Origin of the sequence: Neisseria sp. P0008.S004 (assembly GCF_051962755.1) — a bacterium.
Classification (GTDB): Bacteria; Pseudomonadota; Gammaproteobacteria; order Burkholderiales; family Neisseriaceae; genus Neisseria; species Neisseria subflava_A.
This window is the reverse complement of sequence record NZ_JBQCUZ010000002.1, coordinates 341,546-366,046: the sequence shown is the minus strand read 5'-3', so window position 1 is coordinate 366,046 and position 24,501 is coordinate 341,546. Positions and strand designations below refer to the sequence as shown.

General features: G+C 48.6%; 21 protein-coding genes, 1 tRNA gene and 1 riboswitch. Of the genes, 7 read left to right on the top strand and 15 right to left on the bottom strand.

Annotated features, from left to right (window positions below; translation table 11 throughout):
- The first annotated feature begins 262 nt into the window (after nt 1–262).
- Nucleotides 263–757 (top strand): type IV pilin protein, encoded by a 495-nt coding sequence (locus ACTHSW_RS03495; protein WP_107810866.1) that lies wholly within the window; start codon nt 263–265, stop codon nt 755–757.
- A gap of 79 nt (nt 758–836) precedes the next feature.
- Here ACTHSW_RS03495 and ACTHSW_RS03490 read toward each other — a convergent pair whose 3' ends face one another.
- The 6 genes from ACTHSW_RS03490 to metK form a co-directional block, all read right to left on the bottom strand.
- Nucleotides 837–1,661, bottom strand: a complete 825-nt coding sequence (locus ACTHSW_RS03490; RefSeq protein ID WP_107792448.1) for an undecaprenyl-diphosphate phosphatase — start codon at nt 1,659–1,661, stop codon at nt 837–839.
- A gap of 44 nt (nt 1,662–1,705) precedes the next feature.
- Complete coding sequence (locus ACTHSW_RS03485) at nt 1,706–2,347, bottom strand: thiol:disulfide interchange protein DsbA/DsbL (RefSeq protein ID WP_107810874.1); 642 nt, start codon at nt 2,345–2,347, stop codon at nt 1,706–1,708.
- A gap of 11 nt (nt 2,348–2,358) precedes the next feature.
- Nucleotides 2,359–3,447, bottom strand: coding sequence for an SPOR domain-containing protein (locus ACTHSW_RS03480; protein ID WP_107810865.1), 1,089 nt, complete (start codon nt 3,445–3,447; stop codon nt 2,359–2,361).
- A 154-nt stretch (nt 3,448–3,601) separates the two neighbouring features.
- Entirely contained in the window at nt 3,602–5,098 is a 1,497-nt protein-coding gene (locus ACTHSW_RS03475; RefSeq protein ID WP_107768914.1) for a YifB family Mg chelatase-like AAA ATPase, read from the bottom strand.
- Nucleotides 5,099–5,111: 13 nt separating this feature from the next.
- Nucleotides 5,112–5,432, bottom strand: a complete 321-nt coding sequence (locus ACTHSW_RS03470; protein WP_003684455.1) for an accessory factor UbiK family protein — start codon at nt 5,430–5,432, stop codon at nt 5,112–5,114.
- Nucleotides 5,433–5,541: 109 nt separating this feature from the next.
- Complete coding sequence (gene metK / locus ACTHSW_RS03465) at nt 5,542–6,711, bottom strand: methionine adenosyltransferase (protein ID WP_107768913.1); 1,170 nt, start codon at nt 6,709–6,711, stop codon at nt 5,542–5,544.
- 173 nt (nt 6,712–6,884) lie between these two features.
- Nucleotides 6,885–6,995: riboswitch (SAM-I-IV-variant riboswitch) on the bottom strand.
- A 108-nt stretch (nt 6,996–7,103) separates the two neighbouring features.
- On the opposite strand from metK, the gene ACTHSW_RS03460 reads away from it, so the two are divergent.
- The gene (locus ACTHSW_RS03460) at nt 7,104–7,985 is read left to right on the top strand and encodes a lysophospholipid acyltransferase family protein (protein WP_107810864.1); all 882 of its coding nucleotides are present in this window, start codon (nt 7,104–7,106) and stop codon (nt 7,983–7,985) included.
- Nucleotides 7,986–8,033: 48 nt separating this feature from the next.
- On the opposite strand, the gene ACTHSW_RS03455 is transcribed toward ACTHSW_RS03460, so the two are convergent.
- A tRNA-Pro gene (locus ACTHSW_RS03455) sits at nt 8,034–8,110 on the bottom strand.
- Nucleotides 8,111–8,309: 199 nt separating this feature from the next.
- Here ACTHSW_RS03455 and recC point away from each other — a divergent pair.
- A complete protein-coding gene (gene recC / locus ACTHSW_RS03450) occupies nt 8,310–11,603 on the top strand; it encodes an exodeoxyribonuclease V subunit gamma (RefSeq protein WP_107810863.1) in 3,294 nt (1,097 codons plus the stop codon).
- A 9-nt stretch (nt 11,604–11,612) separates the two neighbouring features.
- On the top strand, nt 11,613–12,119 hold the full coding sequence (locus ACTHSW_RS03445; RefSeq protein ID WP_107810862.1) for a thioredoxin family protein: 507 nt from the start codon (nt 11,613–11,615) through the stop codon (nt 12,117–12,119).
- 114 nt (nt 12,120–12,233) lie between these two features.
- Here ACTHSW_RS03445 and lapB read toward each other — a convergent pair whose 3' ends face one another.
- Nucleotides 12,234–13,403 carry a lipopolysaccharide assembly protein LapB gene (gene lapB / locus ACTHSW_RS03440; RefSeq protein ID WP_107810861.1) on the bottom strand — a complete coding sequence of 390 codons (1,170 nt, stop codon included), beginning with the start codon at nt 13,401–13,403 and terminating at the stop codon, nt 12,234–12,236.
- Between the two features lie 25 nt (nt 13,404–13,428).
- Nucleotides 13,429–13,752 (bottom strand): LapA family protein, encoded by a 324-nt coding sequence (locus tag ACTHSW_RS03435; RefSeq protein WP_070873824.1) that lies wholly within the window; start codon nt 13,750–13,752, stop codon nt 13,429–13,431.
- Between the two features lie 213 nt (nt 13,753–13,965).
- On the opposite strand from ACTHSW_RS03435, the gene ilvE reads away from it, so the two are divergent.
- Nucleotides 13,966–14,964, top strand: coding sequence for a branched-chain-amino-acid transaminase (ilvE, locus tag ACTHSW_RS03430; protein ID WP_070873825.1), 999 nt, complete (start codon nt 13,966–13,968; stop codon nt 14,962–14,964).
- Nucleotides 14,965–16,052: 1,088 nt separating this feature from the next.
- On the top strand, nt 16,053–18,293 hold the full coding sequence (locus ACTHSW_RS03425; RefSeq protein ID WP_107810873.1) for a right-handed parallel beta-helix repeat-containing protein: 2,241 nt from the start codon (nt 16,053–16,055) through the stop codon (nt 18,291–18,293).
- Between the two features lie 92 nt (nt 18,294–18,385).
- Here the strand turns inward: ACTHSW_RS03425 and metE are convergent, their stop codons facing one another.
- From metE to iscX, 3 genes are all read right to left on the bottom strand, one after another.
- Nucleotides 18,386–20,662 carry a 5-methyltetrahydropteroyltriglutamate--homocysteine S-methyltransferase gene (gene metE / locus ACTHSW_RS03420; RefSeq protein ID WP_070461310.1) on the bottom strand — a complete coding sequence of 759 codons (2,277 nt, stop codon included), beginning with the start codon at nt 20,660–20,662 and terminating at the stop codon, nt 18,386–18,388.
- Between the two features lie 89 nt (nt 20,663–20,751).
- Nucleotides 20,752–21,633, bottom strand: coding sequence for a methylenetetrahydrofolate reductase (gene metF / locus ACTHSW_RS03415; RefSeq protein ID WP_049323818.1), 882 nt, complete (start codon nt 21,631–21,633; stop codon nt 20,752–20,754).
- A 171-nt stretch (nt 21,634–21,804) separates the two neighbouring features.
- Nucleotides 21,805–22,002: a Fe-S cluster assembly protein IscX gene (gene iscX, locus ACTHSW_RS03410; protein ID WP_070461311.1), complete on the bottom strand. Its 198-nt coding sequence runs from the start codon at nt 22,000–22,002 to the stop codon at nt 21,805–21,807.
- 315 nt (nt 22,003–22,317) lie between these two features.
- Here iscX and ACTHSW_RS03405 point away from each other — a divergent pair, with 315 nt between their 5' ends.
- Entirely contained in the window at nt 22,318–22,938 is a 621-nt protein-coding gene (locus ACTHSW_RS03405; RefSeq protein ID WP_070461312.1) for a hypothetical protein, read from the top strand.
- Between the two features lie 75 nt (nt 22,939–23,013).
- On the opposite strand, the gene fdx is transcribed toward ACTHSW_RS03405, so the two are convergent.
- The 3 genes from fdx to ACTHSW_RS03390 all read right to left on the bottom strand — a co-directional run bounded on the left by fdx (nt 23,014) and on the right by ACTHSW_RS03390 (nt 24,436).
- Nucleotides 23,014–23,355, bottom strand: coding sequence for an ISC system 2Fe-2S type ferredoxin (fdx, locus tag ACTHSW_RS03400; protein WP_003686005.1), 342 nt, complete (start codon nt 23,353–23,355; stop codon nt 23,014–23,016).
- A gap of 92 nt (nt 23,356–23,447) precedes the next feature.
- Entirely contained in the window at nt 23,448–23,810 is a 363-nt protein-coding gene (locus ACTHSW_RS03395; protein ID WP_070461313.1) for a TIGR02328 family protein, read from the bottom strand.
- Nucleotides 23,807–24,436 carry a GIY-YIG nuclease family protein gene (locus ACTHSW_RS03390; protein ID WP_107768907.1) on the bottom strand — a complete coding sequence of 210 codons (630 nt, stop codon included), beginning with the start codon at nt 24,434–24,436 and terminating at the stop codon, nt 23,807–23,809. The genes ACTHSW_RS03395 and ACTHSW_RS03390 overlap by 4 nt, the downstream gene beginning before the upstream one ends.
- Nucleotides 24,437–24,501 lie beyond the last annotated feature (65 nt).

Here is a 24,501-nt window from a genome sequence, read left to right as displayed (position 1 = left end):
AATTGAAGGCGGAGGCGACGGTTTCTCCTGCCGCGCCTAAGGCCGCACAGCCTGCCGTGAAAAAATAAGCCTGACGGTTAACTGCCGTATGCCGCCCCGAGGCTGAACCGTTTGCCGGTTCGGGCTGACGGGCGGCTTTGTATGGGCAGTGGCAATGAAGACTTGGACCAATGGGGGCCATTGAGTAAAGGGACAAACGGATAAGGTGCCTCCTGTCGGATAGGGATACAAAGATAAAGATAAAGATAAAGGGAAGAAAGATATGTACTTAAAAGCATTTGACGGAAAACGGAATGGGGCAGCTGTACAGAGGGGCTACTCCTTGATACAGCTGTTGGTGGTGATGCTGCTGGTTTCGATATTGGCGACGGCGGCATTGACTGCCTATCGGGAGTCAGTCCGTTCGGCCAACTTGCGTGCGGCTCATGTCGCCCTGCTGGAAAATGCGCGCTTTATGGAGCAGTTCTATGCGAAAAAGGGCAGCTTTAAGCTGACGTCGACGAAGTGGCCGGAGCTGCCGGTGAAGGAGGCGGGCGGTTTCTGCATTCGGATGAACGGTCAGGCTAAGGGGATCCTGGAAGGGAAGTTTACCCTGAAGGCGGTGGCTCTGGACAGGGAGGCGGAGCCGAGAGTATTACGCTTGAACGAGTCGTTGACGGCGGTAGTGTGCGGGAAGATGAAGGTGAAGGGAAGCTGTACGGACGGTGAGGAGATATTTAGGGGTAATGATGCGGAGTGTAAACCATTTGGCGCATAGGGTGGTCGTCTGAAGGGATAAAAGAAAAAAGGGCAAAAGAAAAGGACGTGTGTGGACACGTCCTTTGGGGGGAGAGGGGTTATTCGCTCCAGCTGACCCAGCCCAGCATCCAAGTAAGGAGAATCAGACCACCAAATACGATGCGGTAGTAGGCAAAAGGCACATAGTTTTTACTGGAGACAAATTTCAGCAAAGCTTTTACTGCCAATAAACCGGCGATAAATGCTGCGATAAAACCGATGGTAATTTGTCCGACATCTTGCAAGGTAAAGAGTCTGTAGTTTTTTAAGATGTCGTAACCTGTTGCCGCAATCATCATCGGCACGGCAAGGAAGAATGAGAATTCGGTAGCTGTTTTACGTTCCAGCCCCCACAACATACCGCCCATGATGGTACTGCCTGAACGTGATGTACCAGGGATAAGGGCGCAAATTTGGGCGCATCCTACAACAAATGCGTCGATTGGGCGCATATCATCTACATGATTGACTTTAGGTTTGGCTGTTACTTGGCGTTTTTCAACCCATAAAATGAAGAAGCCACCGAGTACCAGCATGGTAGCAACAGTAATTGGGTTGAAAAGGTGTAATTTAATTTGTTTGCTGAATAATAGACCCACAATTGCGGCAGGTATGAAGGCAATAAATAAATTCAGTACAAAGCGATTGGCTGTCCGTTCTTTACCGAGTCCTTTTATGATATGGGTAAATCGTTGGCGGTATTCGAATACGACGGCTAATACGGCACCGAGCTGGATAGCAATTTCAAATACTTTTCCGTTGCTTTGAAAGTTCATTAAGTTACCGAATACAATCAAGTGACCGGTACTGGAAATAGGGAGAAACTCGGTTAAACCTTCGATAACACCGAGAATAAGTGCTTTGAATAAAATCAGAATGTCCATAAGTTTTCAGACGGCCTTGAGGCCGTCTTTCTTTTGTTGATTAGTTAAAGTGGTTTTGAGGATTGTTCGCGGCGGACTTTGACGATGAGCTCGTCTATGGTTTTCATACCGGCTTTCCAGTCGGTACCGTTGAAATTGACTTTGTATTTACCACCGACGATGACAGTTGGTGTGTTTTCAATTCGATAAGTTTCCGTCAATTGCTGCATTTTTGCAGCAGCCGATGCGGCAGTAGGACTGTTATAGGCTTGAAGCAGTTTTTGACTGTCAAAACTCGTCTGTTTACCCACCCATGATCGGAATACATTGGTATCAGCCAGGTTGATTTTTTGTTCGTAAACTGCTTTGAAGATGACTGGATTGGCTTGATATTTCAAACCTGAAAGATTAACGGCAGCGGCTACTTTGGCCAAGCCTAACATTTCAGGCATCCAAACGACGTGTTCTGTCCGCAAGGAAACATCTTTGGCAAAGGTTTTGCTGTGTTGCAACAAAACTGGATCGAGATGGTAACAATGGACGCAGAAGTAGCCGAAAAATTCTAGCACTTCAATTTTTCCAGCTTGTTGCTGCGGAATAGGGCGACTGAGGACAGTATAGTCCACGCCCTCGGTAGCAGCCTGCGCACTCAGACTGAGCAGGCTCAGGCTGAGTGCGGCAATGGTTTGTTTTATACGCTGCTTCATCAGTGATTCCATTATTTGGTAGAACGAATCAAGCTATTGATATTATGGCCTTGCAGGTTTTTTTGCAGTTTTACAGCGGCTTCCTGCGGCATGGTGTTACTTTGAACTCGGTAAATGGTTTTGTCGCCGTTTTGCGATTCAACCACTTTGGAAGAAACACCTAAAATAGCCAGTTTGGCACGTTGTGAGTCTGCGCTGGAGCGGTCTGCATATGAACCAAGTTGCAGGAAGGCTTTTTTACCGCTGTTGGCAGTCGCTTCGGCTTTTTCTGCTGACTGTTTACTGCTTTCTTTTGTTGCAGAGGCATTTGCGGCTTTACGTGCTTTTTCGATGCTGCCGCTGTTGAGGATTTGCTCAGGTGTCGGCTTGTTTTGCTTTTTGGCTTCAGCCGCTTTTTTCTCGGCCAATTTGCGCTCGGCACGCTCTTTTTGTTTGGCAGTCAGCTGGTCGGCTGCTTTTTTGTCTTTGGTAACTTTATCGGCAGCTTCTTTTTCTGCGCGTTTTTTCTCTAACTCGGCTTTTTTCTCAGCCAGTTTTTTCTTAGTAGCTTCTTTTTCTGCTTCAGCTTTTGCAGCTTTTTCTTTGGCTTCGCGTTCGGCTTTATCGGCAGCAGTTTTGTCTGCTCTTTCTTTGGCTTCACGTTCGGCTTGTTCGGCGGCGGCTTTTTCAGCTTTTTCTTTAGCTTCGCGTTCGGCTTTATCAGCAGCGGCTTTCTCTGCTTTTTCTTTAGCTTCACGTTCTGCTTGTTCGGCTTTTTCCTGAGCTTCTTTTTCCGCTTGAGCTTTTTCTTCAGCTTCTTTGGCAGCTTTTTCAGCCTCTTCTTTAGATTTTACTTCTTTCTCTGCCGCTTCTTTTTCTGCTTTGGCTTTTTCTTCATCTGCTTGGGTAGATGAAGTGTCGGTAGCTGGGCGTTTCTCTGCTTTGTCCTGAGGTTTCAGGATTTCAGGTTCTTCGCTTTGTTTAGGCTGAGTCAGCTCTTTGAAAACGTTTTGGTTGCCTTGGTTCAAGAAGAACAAAATACCGGCAATAATACCTGTTGCCAGTATTAGGCCGAAAAAGAAACCGGACAAGCCTTTACCATATTGTGTAGATTTTTTCATGACTTACCTTGTAATAATGTGTTCAGACGGCCTGAAGTGAGACTGTCTGAGTTTGGATTCGATATTTTATCAATAACCGTTATAGACGGCAAAATCCTGATGCTTTGTTTACTCTAGTTTTACTTAAACATAAAGATTCAGGCCGTCTGACAAGTTAAAGGGCGCGACGGAAGCCGATGGCTTTCATCACATGGGTTTTGCTGACTTCTTCGTCGCCTGCCAAATCGGCCAGCGTACGGGCGACGCGCATGATACGGTGGAAACTTCGGGCGGAAAGGGACAGTTTTTCGAGCATGGTTCCCAAGGCTTCTTGCGCTTCTTTTTGGATGCGGGCTTTGCCATCGAGCTCGCCGACACTCAGTTCTGCATTGACTTTGCCTTGCCGGTTGTATTGGATTTTGCGTGCGGCGGTAACGCGTTCCAATACGGTAGCACTGGATTCGCCTGCCTCTTGTTGCATCAACTCGGCAGCGGAAAGGCTGGGTACTTCGATAGTTAAATCAATACGGTCGAGCAATGGCCCTGAAATTTTGTTGCGGTAGCGGGCAACGCTTTCAGGCGTGCAGCGGCAAGGTTTGGACGGATGGCCAAGATAGCCGCAAGGGCAGGGATTCATGGCGGCGACGAGCTGGAACTTGGCCGGATAAACGGCTTGGCGTGCGGCGCGGGAAATATGGATTTCGCCGTTTTCTAAAGGTTCGCGCAACACTTCTAATACTTTACGGTCAAACTCGGGCAATTCGTCTAAAAACAACACACCGTGATGCGCCAATGAAATTTCGCCCGGACGCGGGTCTGAACCACCACCTACCATAGCAGCCGAGCTGGCGCTGTGATGAGGGCTGCGGAAAGGACGGTTGCTGTCGAGTTGCTGTTGATGGTTGGGCAGGAGCGAACGCAATGCCCATACTTCGACTAATTCGTCTTCGGTCAAAGGAGGAAGGATGCCAGGCAAACGTTGCGAAAGCATGGATTTGCCCGTTCCTGGCGGCCCCATCATCAACAAGCTGTGTCCGCCTGCCGCTGCGATTTCCAAGGCAAGGCGGGCAGTATGCTGGCCTTTAACATCGGCTAAATCAGGAATTTTACTTTGTTCAGACGGCCTTTGCGTCAGCTTGCATTCGGTTTGTGTCAACGGTTCGATGCCGTTTAAATGCGCGGCCACTTCGCCCAAAGAACGCGCACCATAAACCGCGATACCGCGCATAACGGCAGCCTGTTCGGCATTTTCTTGTGGCAATACGAACGAACGGCCTGCCTGCATTCCCTGCCATGCCATGGCCAGCGCGCCGCGTACGGGACGCAGCAAGCCGGACAGCGCCAATTCTCCGGCAAACTCATATTGCGAGAGCTTTTCAGGATTGATTTGTCCCGATGCGGCAAGAATACCTAAGGCAATCGGCAAATCGAAACGGCCGGATTCTTTTGGGAGGTCGGCCGGTGCGAGGTTGACGGTAATTTTCTTGGCGGGAAAGTCGAAGCCGCTTTGGATGATGGCGGCACGCACGCGGTCGCGGCTTTCTTTGACTTCAGTATCGGGCAAACCGACGATATTGAAATGTGGCAAGCCGTTGGCAAGGTGGGCTTCCACTTCGACCAACGGCGCATTCATGCCGCTTAAGGCGCGGCTGTAAACCAAAGCAAGTGACATGTTTCAGACGGCCTTATTCGGCAGCTTCGGTTTGTTGTTTGATTTCGGCAACAGCTTCTTCAGCAGCGGCTTCGGCAGCTTTCAAAGCCGCTTCTTCAGGCTCTTGAGCAGCTTCGAGTTTGGCCAAACGGGCTTCCAATTCGGCCAGTTTGGTACGGGTTTTAATCAAAACCTGTTGTTGGATGTCGAATTCCTCACGGGTCACCAAATCCATGCGGTTGAACGCGCTGCCGAGCATGGCTTTAACGTTTTTCTCCATGTCTTTGGCAGGGCTGTTGGCGATGGTTTCGCTGATTTTGGAGCTGACTTCTTCAAAAAGTTGTTTGCCGAACATAATCCGTATCCTTTATTCAGAATGTATATAGAAATTCAAGTGGCTATTGTATAAGGAAAAAGGCCGTCTGAAAACGTTTTGCTTTTCAGACGGCCTCAAATGCGGAAGTTTACACGCCTGCGGCTGCTTTCAATGCGGCTGCTTTGTCGGTGCGCTCCCAAGTAAATTCAGGCTCCTCGCGGCCGAAGTGGCCGTAGGCGGCGGATTTGCTGTAAATCGGTCGCAGCAGGTCGAGCATTTGGACGATGCCTTTAGGGCGCAGGTCGAAATGTTCGCGAACCAAGGCGATCAGTTTTTCTTCGCTGATTTTGCCGGTACCGAAAGTATCGATGGAAATCGAAGTCGGTTCGGCAACGCCGATGGCGTAGGAAACTTGGATTTGGCATTGGGTTGCCAAACCGGCGGCGACGATGTTTTTCGCAACATAGCGGCAGGCGTAAGCGGCGGAACGGTCCACTTTGGACGGGTCTTTGCCGGAGAATGCGCCGCCGCCGTGCGGAGCAGCGCCGCCGTAGGTATCGACGATGATTTTACGGCCGGTCAAACCGCAGTCGCCTTGCGGGCCGCCGATAACGAAGCGGCCGGTCGGGTTGATCAGGTATTTGGTTTCGTCGGTCAGCAGTTCAGACGGCAGAACCGGTTTGATGATGTTTTCGATAACAGCGTTTTTCAGCTCTTCGTAACCGATAGACGGATCGTGCTGGGTAGACAGGACGACGGTGTCGATGCGTTTTACTTTGCCGGTTTCGCTGTCGTAAACCACGGTCAATTGGGCTTTGGCATCAGGGCGCAGCCAAGGCAGGCGGCCGTCTTTGCGCAATTCGCTTTGGCGTTGCATCAGGCGGTGGCTGTAATAGATGGCAAACGGCATCAGGGTAGGGGTTTCGTCGCAGGCATAGCCAAACATCAAACCTTGGTCGCCCGCGCCTTGGTTCAAGTCGATGCCTTCGCCTTCGTTCACGCCTTGGGCGATGTCCGGAGATTGTTGGTCGTAGTACACGCCGACTGCGCAGCCGTTGGCATCAAAGCCCAGCTCGGAGGAGTTGTAGCCGATGCGTTTGATGGTTTCGCGTGCGACTTTGATGTAGTCCACTTGGGCAGTAGTAGTGATTTCGCCTGCCAATACGCACAAGCCTGTGTTGACCAAGGTTTCCGCGGCGACACGCGCTTTGGGGTCTTGCGCCAAGATGGCATCCAAAATCGCATCGGACACTTGGTCGGCAACTTTATCCGGATGGCCTTCGGATACCGATTCGGAAGTAAACAGATATTCGCTCATTGCTATTCTTTCATTAAAAACAGGCTGCTGTGTTTTCAGACGGCCTTTTATTTCGGACAGCGGAAATCATAACAAAAACTCCGCTTTTTCTCTATACAAGTGAGAAACATTCGCACTTGCCTGCTGTTTCGGAATTCTGTTGCACGTTTCTTACAGGCAAAAAAATTCCCGCATTAAGCGGGTTTGGATTGCTCTGGCGAGCCACATCGGTTTTTCAACCGTCCACCTTACCTTTCCGTTTGAAAAGCAGGTTGGCATGGAATTCCCAACTCTTAATGCAGCGCGGATAGTAGCAGAAAAGCAGGTGTGCCGCAATATATTTGCCCGAAGTCTGTTTTGTTCAGACGGCCTGTTTCGTTTACAATCTGTCCACTTCATTTTGGTAAAACCTTATGCAAACGCTTGTTACCTTTGTTTTTAAATTTTTGGCCGCGCTGCCTTTGGCTTGGTTGCATAAATTAGGCAACCTGCTGGGCAGTTTGGGTTTTCGTGTGCTGTCGAAAGATCGCCGGCGTGTTTTCGAAAACATGAAACTTGCCGGATTGAACCCGACGGACGAGGCGGTGAAAAAAGTTTTCCGTGAAACGGCAAAAGGCGGCTTGGAATTGCCGGTGGCGTTTTTCAGACGGCCTGAGGAAATTGAAAACCTGTTTGTCAGCGTCAACGGTTGGGAACATGTTCAGACGGCCTTGAGCGCGGGTGAAGGTTTGCTGTTTATCACGCCGCACATCGGCAGCTATGATTTGGCGGGCCGCTACATCAGCCAGCAACTGCCGTTTCCTCTGACGGCGATGTACAAGCCGCCGAAAATCAAGGCATTTGATGCGGTGATGCAGGCAGGGCGCGTGCGCGGCAAGGGTAAGACTGCGCCAACCAGTATTCAGGGCGTCAAACAAATCATCAAAGCGCTGCGCGGCGGCGAAGCGACCATTGTGTTGCCGGACCATGTGCCGTCTCCGGAAGAAGGCGGCGACGGCGTGTGGGTGAACTTTTTCGGAAAACCTGCCTACACCATGACATTGGCGGGCAAGCTGGCGCAAGTCAAAGGCGTAAAGGCTTTGTTTTTCTGCGGCGAGCGTTTGCCCGACGGCAAAGGCTTTGTCTTGCACATCGAGCCTTTGCGCGGCGAATTGAACGGCGATAAGGAGAACGATGCGCGCGTGATCAATGAAAATACCGAATATTGGATACGCCGTTTTCCGGAACAATATTTGTTTATGTACAACCGCTACAAACATCCCGAAGGCGCGCCGTTGCCGCCGCCGGAAGTATAGGCTTGCCGAATGTAAAAAACCTGCTTGGACTCAAGCAGGTTTTGTATTTGGTCGGAATGAGAGGATTCGAACCTCCGACCCCTTCGTCCCGAACGAAGTGCGCTACCGGGCTGCGCTACATTCCGAATGTGGGAAATTATAGGATAGGAGAAGCCGGTTTGTACAGGGGTCGATAAATAATTAATAATTGGCTGCCGATGGGTTTGTTTTAGGCCGTCTGGAGCGATGTGTTTCAGACGGTCTGTGTTTTTGTTTGCCGCTTCTGCTGAAGCATTTGTCCTAATGGCATTATAATGTGGGCAATTGTTTTTTAGATTGTCTGCTATGTTTTATCTTTATCAGTCCGACCGTTTGGAAGCGCTTGCCGAAATGTGCGCGCATATTCATCAGACCTTGCCCTTGGATTCTGTATTGGCACAGGAAGAAGTGGTGGTGCAGAGCCAGGGGATGCGGCGGTATCTGAATGTGTTTTTTGCGCGCAAACTCGGCGTGGCGGCGAATTTGAAGTTCAGCCTACCGGCCGGTTTGGCGTGGCAGCTGATGCGTAAATTGGTTCCCGATGTGCCGCCGCTCAGTCCGTTTTCGCCTGAAGTCATGCGTTGGCGTTTGCTGGATTTGTTCCGCAGCGAAGCGTTTCAGACGGCCCCGGAGTACGAAAACGTGCGCCTGAAGCTGGAAAGTTATTTGCACAGTTCGGCCTCGGCAGATTATCAGCTTGCCGGACAAATGGCGGATATTTTCGACCAATATTTGGTGTACCGCCCGGATTGGATTGATGCGTGGCAGGCCGGGAAGCTGCTGGGTTTGGGCGATGATGAGGATTGGCAGGCGCGGCTGTGGCGCTATTTGGACGATGGCAGCCAATCTGCGCCGCACCGCGTGGCCTTGTGGGAAAAACTGTTGGCGCAGTTGGATAAATCGGTCTTGCCGCAAAGGTTGTTCGTATTCGGCATTTCGACAATGGCGCCGATGTATCTGCAACTGCTGCACCAAATTTCCAAGCATTGCGATGTGTTTGTGTTTGCGCTTAACCCGAGCAGCCAATATTGGGGCGAGGTCATCGACGAGGCGCAGATTTTGAAAAGGGGCGATGAGGCGGATTTGTCGCAGGCAGGGCATCCGCTGTTGGCTTCTTTGGGCAAGCAGGGGCGTGATTTCTTTGATTTTCTGGCGGAAGTGGAAACCGAGCAGGATATTCAGGTTTATGAAGAGGGAAAAGACGATACCTTGTTGCATTGCCTGCAAAACGATATCCAAAACTTGATCATGTCGTCTGAACGCTTATATCAACAGGAAGAAAGCGAGGCAGGCGCGCAGCAGGCTTGGGTTCAAGTCCACGATGCGGGCGGCAATCCGGTGTGTATCGAGCCAGACAAGCTGTTGAACGACGGTTCGGTCAAAATTGTCGCGGCGCACAGCCCTTTGCGCGAATTGCAGATTTTGAAAGAAGAGCTGTCGCTGGTGTTGCAAAAAAATCCCAACTGGCAGCCGCACGATATTGCCGTTTTGACGCCGAACATCGAGCCGTACAGTCCGTTTATCGAAGCCGTTTTTGGACAGGAGCAGGCCGGCAGTCAGGCTTTGCCGTATTCGATTTCAGATGTGAAACTCAGCCGCCGCCAGCCCTTGCTGTATGCTTTGGCGCAAACTTTGGATTTGCTGGAAAGCCGGTTTGAAGTGGACAAGGTTTTACCTTTGCTGGAAAGCCGATTGGTACTGCAACGCTTCGGTTTGAGCGAGGAAGATGTGCCGCTGCTGCATGAGACTGTTGCTGGATTGAATGTGCATTGGGGTTTGGACCAAACCATGCGCGAGGGTAAAGACAACCTCTTTACTTGGCAGCAGGCGGTAGAGCGTTTGGCCTTGGGCTGGATGCTGCCCGAAGGCGGCCACGGCATGTGGCAGGGCGTGAGCGCGTGGCATAGCAACGTCAACCAGTTGGACGTGTTCAGCGGTTTTGCCGAATTTATCCGTACTTTGGCCGATATGGCGGCGCAGTGGCAAGAGCCTGCCGATGTGGAAGGCTGGGTGCAGCGTTGCCGCGATTTGCTGGAGAAACTGTTTGCTCCGGATACGGACGACCAATACGCCAAGCAGCAGTTTGAGCAGTCTTTGGCGAAATGGCAGGAAGAGGCGCAGTTGGCCGAATTTGACGGATTGTTGCCGTGTAAAACCGTTATCCGCCATATCCGCCGTTTTTTGGACAGCGAAAGCCAAGCCGGTTTTTTGAGCGGCGGCATCACTTTTTGCAGTATGGTGCCGATGCGCAGCCTGCCGTTTAAAATGGTTTGCCTGCTGGGTTTGAATGACGGCGATTTCCCGCGCAATACCAAAGCGGCGGTGTTCGACCTGATTGCCAAACATCCGAAAAAAGGCGACCGCGCCCGCCGCGACGACGACCGTTATCTCTTCCTCGAAGCCTTAATCAGCGCGCGCGAAATGCTGTATTTGTCTTATATCGGCCGCGATATACGCAATGATGCCGAGTTTGCGCCGTCTTCATTAATCAGCGAGCTGCTGGATACCATCGCCGCCATGACGGGGAAAAGCGGGCGTGAGTTGTCGGAGAAATGGGTGAAACATCATCCTTTGCAGGCTTTTTCGCGCCGTTATTTCCAAAAGGACGCGCTTTCAGACGGCCTCTTCAGTACGCGCCAAGATTATGCCGATGCGTTGAACCAACCGCAAGCGGAAGCGCAGCCGTTTTTCCGTGAGGCTTTAAGTCAGGAAGAGCCGGGCAAAACCATTCATCAGGGCGAGCTCGTCAGTTTTTGGCGCAACCCTGTCAAAGTTTGGCTGAAGAAAAATTTAAGCTGGGATCAGCCGTATTTGGACGGCGCATGGGAATCTGCCGAACCGTTTGAGCCGCAACATGAGGGTCGGATTGCCGATGCCTATTTGGATGCGCGGCGCAAAGGGGAAGATTTTGAAGATACGGCCATTCGGCTGAATGCCGAAAGCCTGATGCCGGTAGGCGAATTGGGCAGTTTGTGGCAGAAGCAGTATCAAATATCTGCAAAAAACATGGATGCCGAGCTGATACGCAGTGACAAAAGGCCGTCTGAACCTTATGAAGAATCCTTTGACGACTTGGTTTTACAAGGCACCATCGGCAATCTTTACGAATGCGGCCGCATTGTGTTCCTAAACCAAAAAGACAATGCGCCCAACCGCATTGCCCGTTTATTGGAGCATTTGATTTTTTGTGCCGTCGCCCCTAAATCCGTTGCAAACCGACAAACCCATATTGTCAGCTTGGGACAGACCGAAACCTATGCTGCCATCGAGCAACAAACAGCAAAAGAACTTTTGAAAGAATGGCTGGTATATTTCCGAATCGGACAAAATACCCCCTTGCCGTTTTTTGCCAAAACCAGTCTTGCCGCTGCGGAGGAGTACAACAAGAAAGAGGATTGGGATGCTGCCTTGAGCAAAGCCCATGATGTTTTTAACGGCAACAAAATGAGCAAAGGGCAGAAAGAATATACCGAAGTGAAGCTGGTGTTTGGCCATTCGGAAGAATCGCCTCTTGATGAGCCGCTATTTGAAAACCTCATCGTCAATCTGCTTGTTCCGCTTTTGACCGGCGTGGCAGGGAAAACCGATACAACAGAATAGGAGTAAAGTATGGCCAATTATGCAGAATATTTGGATTTTGATACCGAAGAAGACAAATTGAAACAGCAGCAACTCTATCAGGCGACCGAGCTGTCGGCGCAAACGGTAGCGGAGGTCAAAAAGATCAGCCGTCCGCAACACTGGCTGCTTGCCGCTGCGCCATATTGTCCAGATTGCCGCGTGTTTGTGCCGTTTATTCAAAAAATGGCGGAGTTGAACCCCCGTATCCGCATCAACTATATTGCCCGCAGCGATTTCGACGACAGCAGCCGTTTCGATAATCCGTGCCAACAGGAAATCGTCCGCGCCAATCAAAAAATTCCAGCGCTGTTTTTGATGGGGCATGAAGAGGAAGGGCCTGTGTTTAACGAGTTTCCGCAAGTGGTGTTAAACCAAATTGCGGCAAATGAAACCCGTCGCACGGAATTGCGCGATGCGTACCGTGCCGGCGAATTTAATGCCGATATTGAGGCGCAGATTGTAGCGGCGTTGGCATGGGCAGAGCAGCGTTGTTGAGCAAATATTGCCGGTGTGTGCGCCTATGTTTTGAGCTGTTTTGATATTTTGCTTTGTAATAAAAAGGCCGTCTGAAAAGATTTCAGACGGCCTTCTTTGATGCTTAACGCTTTATCAAATCTCGATTTTATTCGGCGTAAAGGTTTGCCATTTGTTGCAGGCTGGGCAGTGCCAGAAGAAGACTTGGGATTTGAAGTGGCAGTTGCGGCAGCGGTACATGACACTTTTTTGCAGCTGGCGGCCGATAATGGAACGAATCATATCGGTATCGGCTTTCCACTCCGGATTCATATTGCTGAGTTTCAAACCAAGCAGGCGGTACACGCCGTTGAGGTCGGGTTTTTGGCGGACGAGTTCGACAGCGATTTGCGCCGCTTCGGTTTCGCCCTTAAGCAACAGAGCTTTCTCGTAGATGACGTTGATCAGGTCAAGCTCGGGGAAGGTTTGCATATAGCCGATAAGGCGGTTGAGGCCTTCTTCCTGTTTGCCTTGCGCGGCATAGGCTTCATAGAGTTTCTCGCCGACCATGCTCAGATAGGCGTGGTTTTGCTGCTCGATGGCGGAATACGCTTCTACTGCGGCAGGGAAGTTGCCCTGACGGTATTCGATGTCGCCGAGAATGATGTTGGCGCGCGTACATTTCTTGTTGGCTTCGAGTGCTTTGCCGATGTTGTAGCGGGCGGCGTCGAAGTTGGATTTGAACAGCGCGGCTTGGGCGATTTCGCAATAGAACTGGGCGATTTCAAACTGGTAGGTCTGTTCGTCATGGCTCAAGAGCTGCGCCATTTCGATGGCTTTTTCCCAGTCGCGGTCTTGTTGGTAGATGCTCAAAAGGTGTTGGCGGGCTTCGCGTGCCATATCGCCTTCCTGCAAGCCGAGGAAGATTTGTTCGGCACGGTCAACCAAGCCTGCGCTTTGGTAGTTTTGCGCCAATTCAAAAAGCACGCGTGCGCGTTTTTCGTTGACTGTGTCGGGCGAATCGAGCAGGGCGCGGTGCATATTGATGGCTTTGTCGTTTTCGCCGCGTTGGCGGTAGAGCTTGCCTAGGGTCAGGTTTAAGTCGTATGACTGCGGCTGCTGGTCGATTACTTCCGCCAATTCTCGCGCGGCACGGCCGCTGTTGCGGTCAACAAGGGCATCAAGGCTTTTGTAAAACCCTGCCGGTATGCTTTTGGCCTGTTTCAGGACGGTCTTCATATCGACGCGCGCGGCAAACCAGCCCATAGCGAAGAAAACGGGGAGGAGGACGATGGGCAGTAAGATGACCCACAATTCGTTGTCCATGGTATTCCTTTATTGATTGGTGGCGTTACGCTTTGGGAGTGGTTTCGGAAGTCGTTGCCGGTGTTTCGGTTTTGACCGGGGTCAGGTCTTTTTCGGAAAGGTGGGCGTATTTTTTCACTTCGGCACGCAGGCGGTTGTTTTCGCTGCGCAGGGTCAGCAGACGGCCGAAGAGGGCAAACATACCGAACACGATGCCGATAATAAAGGCGCCGAAAAGCACGACAATCAGCGGCAGATTGACGTTTTGGCCGGGCAGGTAGAAGAAGGATACGGTGTGGGTATTGGTGATGGCCAGCAGGAGGAAAACAAGAAGAATCAGGATTTTGATGATGGTAGAGATGAGTTTCATGGGTTACTCCGGGTTGGCTGCGGTTGGGGCAGGCCGTCTGAAAAATGGTATCAGTTTAAACGATTTGCCGGATTTCGGATAGGACGGCATGTTTCAGACGGCAGGGGGACGGAATCTTTAATGCTGACGGGTACTTGTCAAACCCATATTGAAAGGCGTATTGTTCAGTCTTTAATTATTATCTTACAAATCAGAATAAGAAAGGCAATCATCATGAGCAGACCAGTTCCAGCCGTATTCGGCAGCGTTTTTCACGCTGAAATGCCCGTTATCGCTTATCGTGAAGGTAAATGGCAGCCGGTAGAGTGGCAATCTTCCACAGACCTGACAATCGCCCCAGGCGCGCATGCTTTGCATTACGGCAGCGAATGTTTTGAGGGCTTGAAGGCATTCCGTCAGGCAAACGGCAAAATCGTGATGTTCCGCCCGACCGCCAACATCGCGCGTATGCAGCAAAGTGCGGATATTCTGCACCTGCCGCGCCCTGAGACTGAGGCTTATTTGGATGCTTTGATTGAATTGGTCAAACGCTCTGCCGAAGAAATTCCTGATGCGCCAGCCGCGTTGTACCTGCGTCCGACTTTGATCGGTACCGATCCTGTGATCGGCAAAGCTGGTTCTCCTTCCGAAACAGCCTTGCTGTACATTTTGGCTTCTCCTGTCGGCGACTATTTCAAAGCCGGTTCGCCCGTTAAAATCTTGGTGGAAACCGAACATATCCGTTGCGCTCCACATATGGGCCGTGTGAAATGCGGCGGCAACTATGCTTCAGCCATGCCTTGGGTGTTGAAAGCCAAAGCAGAGCACGGTGCAAACCAAGTGTTGTTCTGCCCGAATGGCGACGTTCAGGAAACCGGCGCGTCTAACTTTATCCTGATTAACGGCGATGAAATCATTACCAAACCGTTGACAGACGAATTCCTGCACGGCGTTACCCGCGATTCTGTACTGACTGTTGCCAAAGATTTGGGCTACACCGTTACCGAGCGCAACTTTACTGTCGACGAGCTGAAAGCCGCGATTGAGAATGGTGCGGAAGCGATTCTGACCGGTACGGCTGCGGTTATTTCTCCGGTAACTTCTTTCGTGATTGATGGTAAAGAAATTGAAGTGAAGAGCCAAGAGCGCGGTTATACAATCCGTAAGGCGATTACCGACATTCAATACGGTTTGGCAGAAGACAAACATGGCTGGTTGGTCGAAGTTTGTTAAATAGAACGCATTCAATAAAAAAGGCCGTCTGAAATATTTTTTCAGACGGCCTTTTTTATTGGTTTTTAGAGAGGGAAGACAAATAATAAAATGCTAAATTTTACAAACAAACGGTAGCATTTTAAGATAATCGGTATATAATGCGCAATTATGTTGTAAAAATACACATTGAAAATATCGAATTTTATTGATTTTTCGATGAAGTTAAAAACATTTATAGATATTTATTTTGTATATTTTGTAAATTTAGTTAAATGGGGAATGCTAAAAACATATTGTGTTAGAATTCCCCTCCTTTTTGGCTTCGCGGGATTAACTCTGTCACGCCAAAAAAGAAAACAATGCAAGATAAAACCATTTTTATTTTGCTATAAAAATCAAAAATAACTTAACTTTGGATGAACTAATCAATTAAAAAGGGACTCTGATACATTTTCCGTCAAAAATAACCGGATATATGGTACGCGGGCAGATTGCCTATAAAAGCCATCCAAGGGTTCTGTCCAAACACCATTACCGTTTTCAATCAGAAAATCGGCAGAAGGGGAAACGCTGCCGATTTTCTCAAAGTGGCCAGCTTCAGTTTGGCCTTTATACAGGCAATTGCTGTTACGACAGAATCCGTCTTACCTCTTTATTCATCGAACTTTTTTGTTGCACGCTTGTGCGGTGGGAAAGGACGATATTTGATACAAGGAAATACGCTGATTATGTCACATAAACTTGCCCCTCTTGGCCGTACCCATATCCGTCAAGGCTCCTCAACTCCTGAAACCACTTCCGAATCATCTTCTCCTCTAAAAGAATGGATACACACCCAAAATTTTGGGGGAAGTCCGTCTGTTTTTCCTGAACCCAAGCAATTAAGCGGTAAAAATACTGTAACGAGAGATGCGGTTCATGTGGCTGAGGCGGCAAGATTGAACAGTACCTCATCATCTTCAGACGGCGTTGTAACAAAAATGCGTGTCGTACGGGCCAGTGTTGCTTCTGCAAGTAGCGTTTCTGGTAAAAATACCATTGCGTCTAAAGTAACGGACAAACAGGTTGTTTCAAAAGAGCCGGTAAACAAACCGGTTAATCAATCGATGGAAAAAATTTTGGCTGAAAAGCAAAAAAAATACGAAGAGGCTAAAGCAAAAAAAATAGCCGAAGCCGCCACAGCCAAAGCAAACGCCGTCGAGCATGCAAAAGAAGCGCATAAAGCAGCAGTCGAAAAAGCGATTGCAGAGCGTAAAGCCAAACAAGACGCTGCCCGCAAAGAAAAAGAGGCAGAAGACAGAATTGCCGAAGGAAAAAAAACAGTCGAAATTGTGCATAAAAAGATTTTGAACGATTCAGACGGCCATAACAAAGTCGTGAGCGTTTCTTCCGGCAAAAAAACAGCCATGAGTCACGATAGCCACCTCAGTTCAGTCAAAGAAAACAAAATTGACGATCATACCGAAAACAGGGCAGGTGTCTCTGGAAAATACCGCGTGTATCAATCTAAAGAGTATGGTAATTATGTTCGTGTGAATGATTTTGGTGCCGATGCGCAGGGTAAAAAAGACAGCCTTCAGGCATTTAAAGCGGCTTTAGAGGCGGCTCATAAAGAAAAAGCCATGGTCTTCTTGGATGGTACCTACTATATTTCCAACCAGATTGTGATGGATAAAACCGTTTCCGGCGCACGCGGTTTGTTTGGTTCGGGGATGGGTAAAACCAAAGTAACGTTTGATAAGGCGCAGACAGGCGTGTTCAACCCGAACACCAACCATGATGACATTCGCCAATTTGCCGGTATCTTGATCGATGGACAAAACAATAAAACCATTGCCAACTTGTCGGTTCAATATACCAACCCTGATTTTTACCGCAAAGGCTTAAGCTATTTTGGCAAGGTAAACGGCATTTTGGTGAACGATGCGGACAATACTTTAATCAGTAAAGTAGAGGTTTCCGGTGCCAATCGTGCTGGTGTGATGTTCACGTCGACTGCTTCTTTGGAAAAGGAAAAAGGTCAAAAGCTGACCTTTAAAGAGCGCGTACAAAGCGGCGAAATTGATGAAAAATATGAAGCGCTGCCTTTGGGTGAAAACAACCGTATTGTTGATTCGTATCTGCACCACAACCGCGTTGCCGGTGCGCTGATCGGTTTCCAACAAAACTTTATCGGCGAGGGCAACCGTTTGGATTGGAACGGCCACGAAGCGGACGGCGGTACCGGCTACGGTATGGCTGTGGTTGCGGGCAGCTACAATTACGGTGTCACATACCGTAAAAACACGACCAACCACAACTACCGCAAAGGCTTGGATGTGCATGATGGTACAGGCATTGTCATTGAAGACAATGTGTTAACAGGTGACCGGCTGTATGGTATTGCTGCTTACAACCGCCAGTTTTCTATGGATAAAGTCAAAATTACCGGCAATACCATTATCCAAGACCCGAGCTTCCGCTTGAATGTTGATGATGACTTGGGCAAGTACTATCACATGTATTCAGGTATCCAGGTGCAAACCAATACCCAATACAAAGATTTGCACTCGGCTAACAAAGGCTATTTCGATATCAGCAATAATGTCATTAAAAATCTGACGGTTTATCAAAACAATATTCAGACTTACGCGATTGAGTTCCGTAACCATGAAAGCAAAATGGATTACACGCTCAATATGGCAAATAACAAGATCAGCGGCGAATCCACCAAATATCTGATTGCCGTCATCAACGATACCTACGACCGCGTTTTATCTAAAAACGGCATTGGCAGCGGTACTATTACCATTAGCGGCAATGATGCCGATATCGGCAAGATTATGAAAGGCGCGGTGCCGGTTTATGTGGAAGAACACCATGGCAATGTCGCTATGCATGGTGCGGTGACCATTCACAACAACAAAATTTCCGTGCGTGAAAAATCTGACGGCTATGTCGAATTTGCTTATTTGAAAAGTAATGCCAAAGAGTACAACATCACTAATAACACATTGAAACTTGGTGGTGCCCTGGATGATGTTTTGGTAGACGTATACAGTACCAACCCTAAGGGCAAGGCATCTTTAAATGTAGCCAACAATAAAATCATGACGGACATCAAAGACGAACTGTATGATTCATGGCTGCGCTTTGAAAATAACATCAAAACGTATTCAGAAGGCAATAGCCATAATGGTGCAGCACTGACAAAGGTGAATACGACCGGCAGTAAAGTTGCCTTGAGCGATATCTTGTCAGAAGCCAACTATATTGTCGCAACAACTAAAGATGCTGTGTATCACCATACTAAGAATGTGTATACATCAGGAGTGGAAGAACATCATACAACGACAGGGATTTTGTAAGCTGTTGAAGCTGTAATCTTTATGGTCTAAATATCGATAAATAAAAAAAGGCCGTCTGAAAATTTTCAGACGGCCTTTTCATCTAACTCACATTATTTAGCCAGTTCGGCACGCAGTTTGTGGGTTACATTCATCATCACTTGGAGTTGTTCCAGAGTTTCTTTCCAGCCACGGGTTTTCAGGCCGCAGTCTGGGTTAACCCACAGACGTTCAACCGGTACAACCTCGATGGCTTTGCGCAACAGGTGCTCAACTTCAGCTTCAGTCGGTACGCGTGGGCTGTGGATGTCGTAAACACCTGGGCCGATGTCGTTCGGGTATTTGAATTCGCCGAACGCAGTCAAGAGCTCCATATCGGAACGTGAAGTTTCGATGGTGATGACGTCAGCGTCCATGGCGGCGATGGCAGGCAGGATGTCGTTGAACTCAGAGTAGCACATATGAGTGTGGATTTGGGTGCTGTCTTCGCAACCGGTAGAGGACAGGCGGAAAGATTCACCGGCCCAGTTCAGGTAGGCATCCCAATCGGCACGTTTCAAAGGCAGACCTTCGCGGATGGCAGGTTCGTCAATTTGGATGACTTTGATACCGGCTTTTTCCAGATCCAATACTTCGTCGTTCAGAGCCAGTGCGATTTGTTTGCACACGGTAGCGCGAGGAATATCGTTGCGGACGAAAGACCATTGCAGAATGGTTACAGGGCCGGTCAGCATACCTTTCATCGGGCGTTTGGTCAGGCTTTGAGCGTAAGTAGACCAAGCAACAGTCATGGCTTCAGGACGGCTTACGTCACCGAAGATGATAGGTGGTTTAACGCAGCGTGAGCCGTAGCTTTGTACCCAGCCGTATTGGGTGAACGCAAAACCGCTCAACAATTCGCCGAAGTATTCAACCATGTCGTTACGCTCGGCTTCGCCGTGTACCAGTACGTCCAAGTCCAGTTTTTCTTGCTCTTCAACCACCAAAGCGATTTCTTTTTTCATCGCGGCTTCGTAATCGGCAGCAGACAGTTCGCCTTTTTTGAAGGCTGCACGTGCTTGGCGGATTTCGGTAGTTTGTGGGAAAGAACCGATGTTGGTAGTCGGCAGCAGAGGCAGGTTCAACCATGCTTGTTGCGCTTTGATACGGTCGGCAAATGGAGATTTGCGTTGGTCTGCGTTGGCAGGCAAATCGGCCAGGCGTTTGGCAACGTCTGCACGGTGGATTTCACTGCTGTTGGCACGGGAGTCGGCAGCAGCTTGGCTGGCGGCGAGTTCTTCGGCAACAGAATCACGACCTTCGTTTAATGCAGCTTTCAGAACGCGCAATTCTTGAGTTTTTTGCAGGGTGAATGCCAACCAAGAGTACAGATCAGGTTTATTGGCTTTCAGTTTTTCTTCAACTGACAAGTCAAATGGAGTGTGCAGCAGAGAGCAAGAGCTGGAGATCCACAAACGGTCGCCCAGTTTGGCTTGCAGAGGCTCAACAGTTTCCAAAACTTTGTTCAGGTTGGCGCGCCAAATGTTGCGGCCGTCGATAACGCCGGCAGACAGAACTTTGTCGTAGTCGGCAAATGCGTCCAGTTGCTCAGGGGCGCGTACCAAGTCGATGTGCAGGCCGTCAACAGGCAGGGATTTCAGCAAAGCAGCGTGTTCGGCAACAGAACCGAAGTAAGTGCTCAACAGGATTTTGGCGCTTACTTTGCTCAAAGTAGCGTAAACGTCTTTGTATGCTTCTACCCATTCTTTAGGCAGGTCAACAGTCAAAGCTGGCTCGTCGATTTGAATCCACTCGGCACCGGCTTCAACCAAAGCAGTCAGGATTTCAACGTAAACAGGCAACAGTTTAGGCAACAGGCTCAGACGGTCGAATTCAACGGCGCCTTTTTCTTTACCCACCCACAGGAAAGTCAACGGACCAACAACGGTCGGTTTGGCTTTCAGGCCCAAAGCTTGGGCTTCTTGCAGCTGTTGAACGTAGTGTTTGGCGTTGGCTTTGAATTCGGTATCGGCGTGGAATTCAGGCACCAAGTAGTGGTAGTTGGTGTCGAACCATTTGGTCATTTCGATAGCGAATTGGTCTTTGTTACCACGCGCCAGTTGGAAGAATTGTTCCAAAGACAGGTTTTGGCTGTCGAAGCCGAAGCGGGCAGGGATGGCACCGGTAGCAACTTGCAGGTCGAGGATGTGGTCGTAGAAAGTGAAATCGCCTACGGCAACGTAATCGGTGTTGGCAGCAGCTTGGTGTTTCCAGTTTTTCTCGCGCAAGTCTTTAGCAACAGCCAGCAATTCTTGCTCGCTGATTTCTTTGCGCCAGTATTTTTCTTGTGCGAATTTCAATTCGCGGAAGGCACCGACGCGCGGGAAGCCTGAAAAATGTAATGTTGTCATGTTAACTCTCCTAGTTGGAATTTTGAATCAGGCCGGTATGGCCTGAATGTTCGATATTGTAAATCAGAATGGTGAGGCCGTCTGTTTTATTAACGGGGGCGTACACCCAAAATATGGCAGATGGCGTAAGTCAGTTCGCTGCGGTTGAGGGTGTAGAAGTGGAAGTCTTTGACACCTTCGCGAGAGAGGACTTTGACCATGTCGATGGCGATGCTGGCGGCAACAAGGTTGCGTGTGCCTTGGTCGTCATCCAAACCTTCGTACATTTTAGACAGCCAGCTTGGAATTTTGACGTTGGTCACTTGGGCCATTTTGGTCAATTGTTTGAAATTGGTTACAGGCAGGATGCCGGGAACGATTTCAACGTCGATGCCCATCATCACGCAACGGTCGCGGAAGCGCAGATAGCTTTCCACGTCAAAGAAGAATTGGGTGATAACGTGGTTTGCGCCCGCATCGATTTTACGTTTCAGATTGATCAAGTCGGCTTGGGCGGATTTGGCTTCAGGGTGAACCTCTGGATAGGCCGCTACGGAAATATCAAAGTCGGCCACGGAGCGCAACAGTTTGACCAAATCTTCGGCATAGAAAGGTTTTTTCTCGTAGCCGGGCGGCTCGTCGCCACGCAGGGCGACAATGCGGCGGATACCGCTGTCCCAATAATCTTTGGCGATTTGGCGCAACTCGTCAGGGCTGGCGTCGATACCGGTCAGGTGGGGGGCTGCGTCAAGGCCGGTTTCTTGTTTGATGCGTTTAACGATACTGTGTGTGCGGTCGCGTTCGCCGGAGTTTGCACCGTAAGTTACGGAAACGAATTTCGGATGCAAGGTTTGCAGGCGATGGATGGAATCCCATAGCATGGTTTCCATTTGTTCGTTTTTCGGCGGGAAAAATTCGAACGAAACATTGATGTCGCCTTTCAAATCAGAAAGGCTGTTGTTTAAAGCGGCGATTTCTCGAGCGTGATTCATGGTTATGCACCTTCTGCATATCTTTTATTTGTTGTCAGACTGCATAATAAATTTGAGGTCAGTATGAGTCAATTTCGAAATTTTCCAAAATTGTATGAATAGATTTAATAAAGACCTCAGGCCGTCTGAAAAATAGCCTGAGGTCTTGTTTGATAGGGAAGGGAAGAAAGCTTATTCTGCTTCATCTATCCATGCTTGTTGCACGGCTTCGAGAATGCGCTCGCCGCAACGCGCCGGATCATCGTCAAATCCAGGCAAAGCCATAATCAGATCACGCAGTTGGGTAAAGCGTACGGTTTTCGGGTCGATGCTGTCACCGTGTAAGTCGTAGAGTTCTTCGGCGATGCGTTGGGTATCTGTCCATTTCATGATGTGTTCCTTTATTGGGTTTGGGCTAATAGTAATTATTTTAATCAAGAAGAAGTCGGACTGCCAGAATGTTTTACTGCAGATGCGGATATAAATAATGCGGGTATTTTTTAACAAAATAGCATATTTGCGTTAAAATACGGCACGACACTTAAAAACTACGGCACATTCGCTTTGAATTTGCCGTTTTATATATTTTATTCCGTTTTGAATGATGGTTTGCGCATGAATAATTTACATTATCTCAATGCAACCAAATCATTTGGAACGGCTCTTAATACGAAATCCATCGCTTAAAAATAAAAGGAAAAAAAGATGAATAACGCACTCAACGCCAAGCTATCCAAACTAATTTACGCGCTTGCTTCAGATGATCCGGAGTATCTGTCTAAAGCAGGCGCATTTGACCGTTTGCTGCTGTTGGTTCGCGAACTTTATCGGATGCTGGACGAAACAGAAGGTTTGAAGCAGCTGGTGTTCCGTCTGTATTACGGCAAGCACTATGGCTTAATTAAACTGGATGCCGCTTCGCCCAATGACGATGCAGGCGCGTTGAGGTTGAAACGTTGGATGGTTTATTCGCGGATCGCAGAGCGTATCGAAAAGTGCGGCAAGCATTTGTCGGTCGTGCTTGAAGATGCGGCGTTGGAAAATGGCGTGGACAAATCTCATTATATAGATGAAGCCAATGCCATTATCGAGCGTTTCGGTTTGGTAAGGGATGAGGCTGCGCTTTCAGCCATCGAGGCAGAGGAAGCGTTAAAGGCAGAGGCTGAACTGCCGACAGTAAATAAATCTCAGAATGCTGCTCCCCGTTATAACGGCAATATGCATCAAATCAGAATGCAAGAAAAAATTGAAAATTACTCCGCTACGCAGAAAGTGGCCTCCATGCAGATTTCGCGTATGCGTTTTATTTTCCCTCATATCAAATAATTTGCTGCATAACCAAAAGGCCGTCTGAAAACCATGAATTTGTGGTTTCAGACGGCCTTTTCATTAAACCTCGTTTTAATGGTCTTCGCGAGCGTGGTTGATTGTATATTTAGGAATTTCTACGACCAAATCTTCATCGGCAACGACTGCCTGACAGCTCAAGCGTGAATCAGCTTCCAAACCCCATGCTTGGTCGAGCAGGTCTTCTTCCAATTCGGTCGGTTCTTCCAGGCTGTCAAAACCTTTGCGGATAATCACGTGGCAGGTGGTGCAGGCGCAGGATTTTTCGCAGGCATGATCGACTTCGATGTCATGGTCGAGCAGTACGTCAAGGACGGTTTGGCCTTCCGGCGCGTCTTCGATAACCGCGCCTTCAGGGCATAATGTCGCGTGTGGGAGTACGGTAATTTTTGGCATTTTTATTGTCTCGGTTGTTTAAGAGTGGTTGTGGTTAAAGTGGTTTCAGACGGCCTTGGATATTCAATATTCAGGCCGTCTGAAAAATGGGTTTATAACATGATGCCTTTACTTCTTAAATTTTCCAAACACTCGTCCAGATAAGCATCATCATGTTCGGCATAAATCGGCGAAGTAGCTGTTTCAGCCGCGTGTGAATGGTATGGGGCAGCGACTTTGCCGCGATATAGCGGGTCTTTCCATAAAGCATCCGGTTTGTAACCGCGCTTTTCCATCTCATCCATAATCAACGCGTGATATAGATAGAGTTTGTAGGGCGAATGGGTAAAAACGTAATTAACCGTCGCATGCGGCCTGCCCCAGCCCGCTCCGCGTAAAGCGGCGCATTCGCGGTGTTGCCCCAAAAGCTGGGCACGGGGGAGTAGGGGGATAAGGGTTTGGTGCCAGAGTCTCATTGTGATTCAAATAATTTTAAATATTCTGTGTAAGCTTTCTCTAAATTTTCTTTTGAATAGGTAGTATAAATATGAAGACCTTCTTCAATTTCAGTAGTTAGCTTTGAACCACTTGTCCCAAAGTATTCGTCTTTATATAAACGGACTTTGGAATTTTTGGGTTTATATGCATTTTCTGAAGAGATGAGATTTCTTAATATGGAAGGATTTTGTTGGTGCTTTTCCTTGATAAAGTCGATAAATGCACTTCTGTTTACTTCAAAGATTTTTTCTTGATGATGTTCTTCGACGGTTTTTTCAAAACCTAACTCTGCTATTTCATTTTTAGGAAATACAATTTCGCCTCTTAATGAGAGAAAAAGCCTTTTCGCAAGATTTTCATCAATTGCAAAAAGCTCAGTTTCTCCTATTTGGCTTTTGCCGAAAATTTCATGAAGTAAGGTTTCTTTTTCTTTATAGTTGTCGGTTTTAATGGCTAGAATGCGTTCTAACCCGGCAACGTTTGCGTAGCCGTTGTTTTCCAAATGGCGCATTCTAGTTTCAAAATTATTTTCGTCAGTAATACCAATTTTATATACGCCTTTGATGACGGTTTTCATCAGGTAGACAATGCCTGCTTTTTCCATTGTTGTCCTTTATTTTTATTTCTGTATGAAGATATCTTTTCAGACGGCCTTTTTATCAAAGGCCG

Excerpts from the sequence above, each read along its gene's own strand:
- iscX (WP_070461311.1), bottom strand. The coding sequence starts at position 22,002 with ATGAAATGGACAGATACCCAACGCATCGCCGAAGAACTCTACGACTTA.
- ACTHSW_RS03470 (WP_003684455.1), bottom strand. The coding sequence starts at position 5,432 with ATGTTCGGCAAACAACTTTTTGAAGAAGTCAGCTCCAAAATCAGCGAA.
- recC (WP_107810863.1), top strand. The coding sequence starts at position 8,310 with ATGTTTTATCTTTATCAGTCCGACCGTTTGGAAGCGCTTGCCGAAATG.
- metK (WP_107768913.1), bottom strand. The coding sequence starts at position 6,711 with ATGAGCGAATATCTGTTTACTTCCGAATCGGTATCCGAAGGCCATCCG.
- ACTHSW_RS03475 (WP_107768914.1), bottom strand. The coding sequence starts at position 5,098 with ATGTCACTTGCTTTGGTTTACAGCCGCGCCTTAAGCGGCATGAATGCG.
- ACTHSW_RS03435 (WP_070873824.1), bottom strand. The coding sequence starts at position 13,752 with ATGAAACTCATCTCTACCATCATCAAAATCCTGATTCTTCTTGTTTTC.
- fdx (WP_003686005.1), bottom strand. The coding sequence starts at position 23,355 with ATGCCAAAAATTACCGTACTCCCACACGCGACATTATGCCCTGAAGGC.
- metE (WP_070461310.1), bottom strand. The coding sequence starts at position 20,662 with ATGACAACATTACATTTTTCAGGCTTCCCGCGCGTCGGTGCCTTCCGC.
- ACTHSW_RS03405 (WP_070461312.1), top strand. The coding sequence starts at position 22,318 with ATGAATAACGCACTCAACGCCAAGCTATCCAAACTAATTTACGCGCTT.
- ACTHSW_RS03445 (WP_107810862.1), top strand. The coding sequence starts at position 11,613 with ATGGCCAATTATGCAGAATATTTGGATTTTGATACCGAAGAAGACAAA.
- ACTHSW_RS03460 (WP_107810864.1), top strand. The coding sequence starts at position 7,104 with ATGCAAACGCTTGTTACCTTTGTTTTTAAATTTTTGGCCGCGCTGCCT.
- ACTHSW_RS03490 (WP_107792448.1), bottom strand. The coding sequence starts at position 1,661 with ATGGACATTCTGATTTTATTCAAAGCACTTATTCTCGGTGTTATCGAA.
- ACTHSW_RS03495 (WP_107810866.1), top strand. The coding sequence starts at position 263 with ATGTACTTAAAAGCATTTGACGGAAAACGGAATGGGGCAGCTGTACAG.
- metF (WP_049323818.1), bottom strand. The coding sequence starts at position 21,633 with ATGAATCACGCTCGAGAAATCGCCGCTTTAAACAACAGCCTTTCTGAT.
- ilvE (WP_070873825.1), top strand. The coding sequence starts at position 13,966 with ATGAGCAGACCAGTTCCAGCCGTATTCGGCAGCGTTTTTCACGCTGAA.
- ACTHSW_RS03390 (WP_107768907.1), bottom strand. The coding sequence starts at position 24,436 with ATGGAAAAAGCAGGCATTGTCTACCTGATGAAAACCGTCATCAAAGGC.
- ACTHSW_RS03480 (WP_107810865.1), bottom strand. The coding sequence starts at position 3,447 with ATGAAAAAATCTACACAATATGGTAAAGGCTTGTCCGGTTTCTTTTTC.
- ACTHSW_RS03485 (WP_107810874.1), bottom strand. The coding sequence starts at position 2,347 with ATGAAGCAGCGTATAAAACAAACCATTGCCGCACTCAGCCTGAGCCTG.
- lapB (WP_107810861.1), bottom strand. The coding sequence starts at position 13,403 with ATGGACAACGAATTGTGGGTCATCTTACTGCCCATCGTCCTCCTCCCC.
- ACTHSW_RS03395 (WP_070461313.1), bottom strand. The coding sequence starts at position 23,810 with ATGAGACTCTGGCACCAAACCCTTATCCCCCTACTCCCCCGTGCCCAG.
- ACTHSW_RS03425 (WP_107810873.1), top strand. The coding sequence starts at position 16,053 with ATGGAAAAAATTTTGGCTGAAAAGCAAAAAAAATACGAAGAGGCTAAA.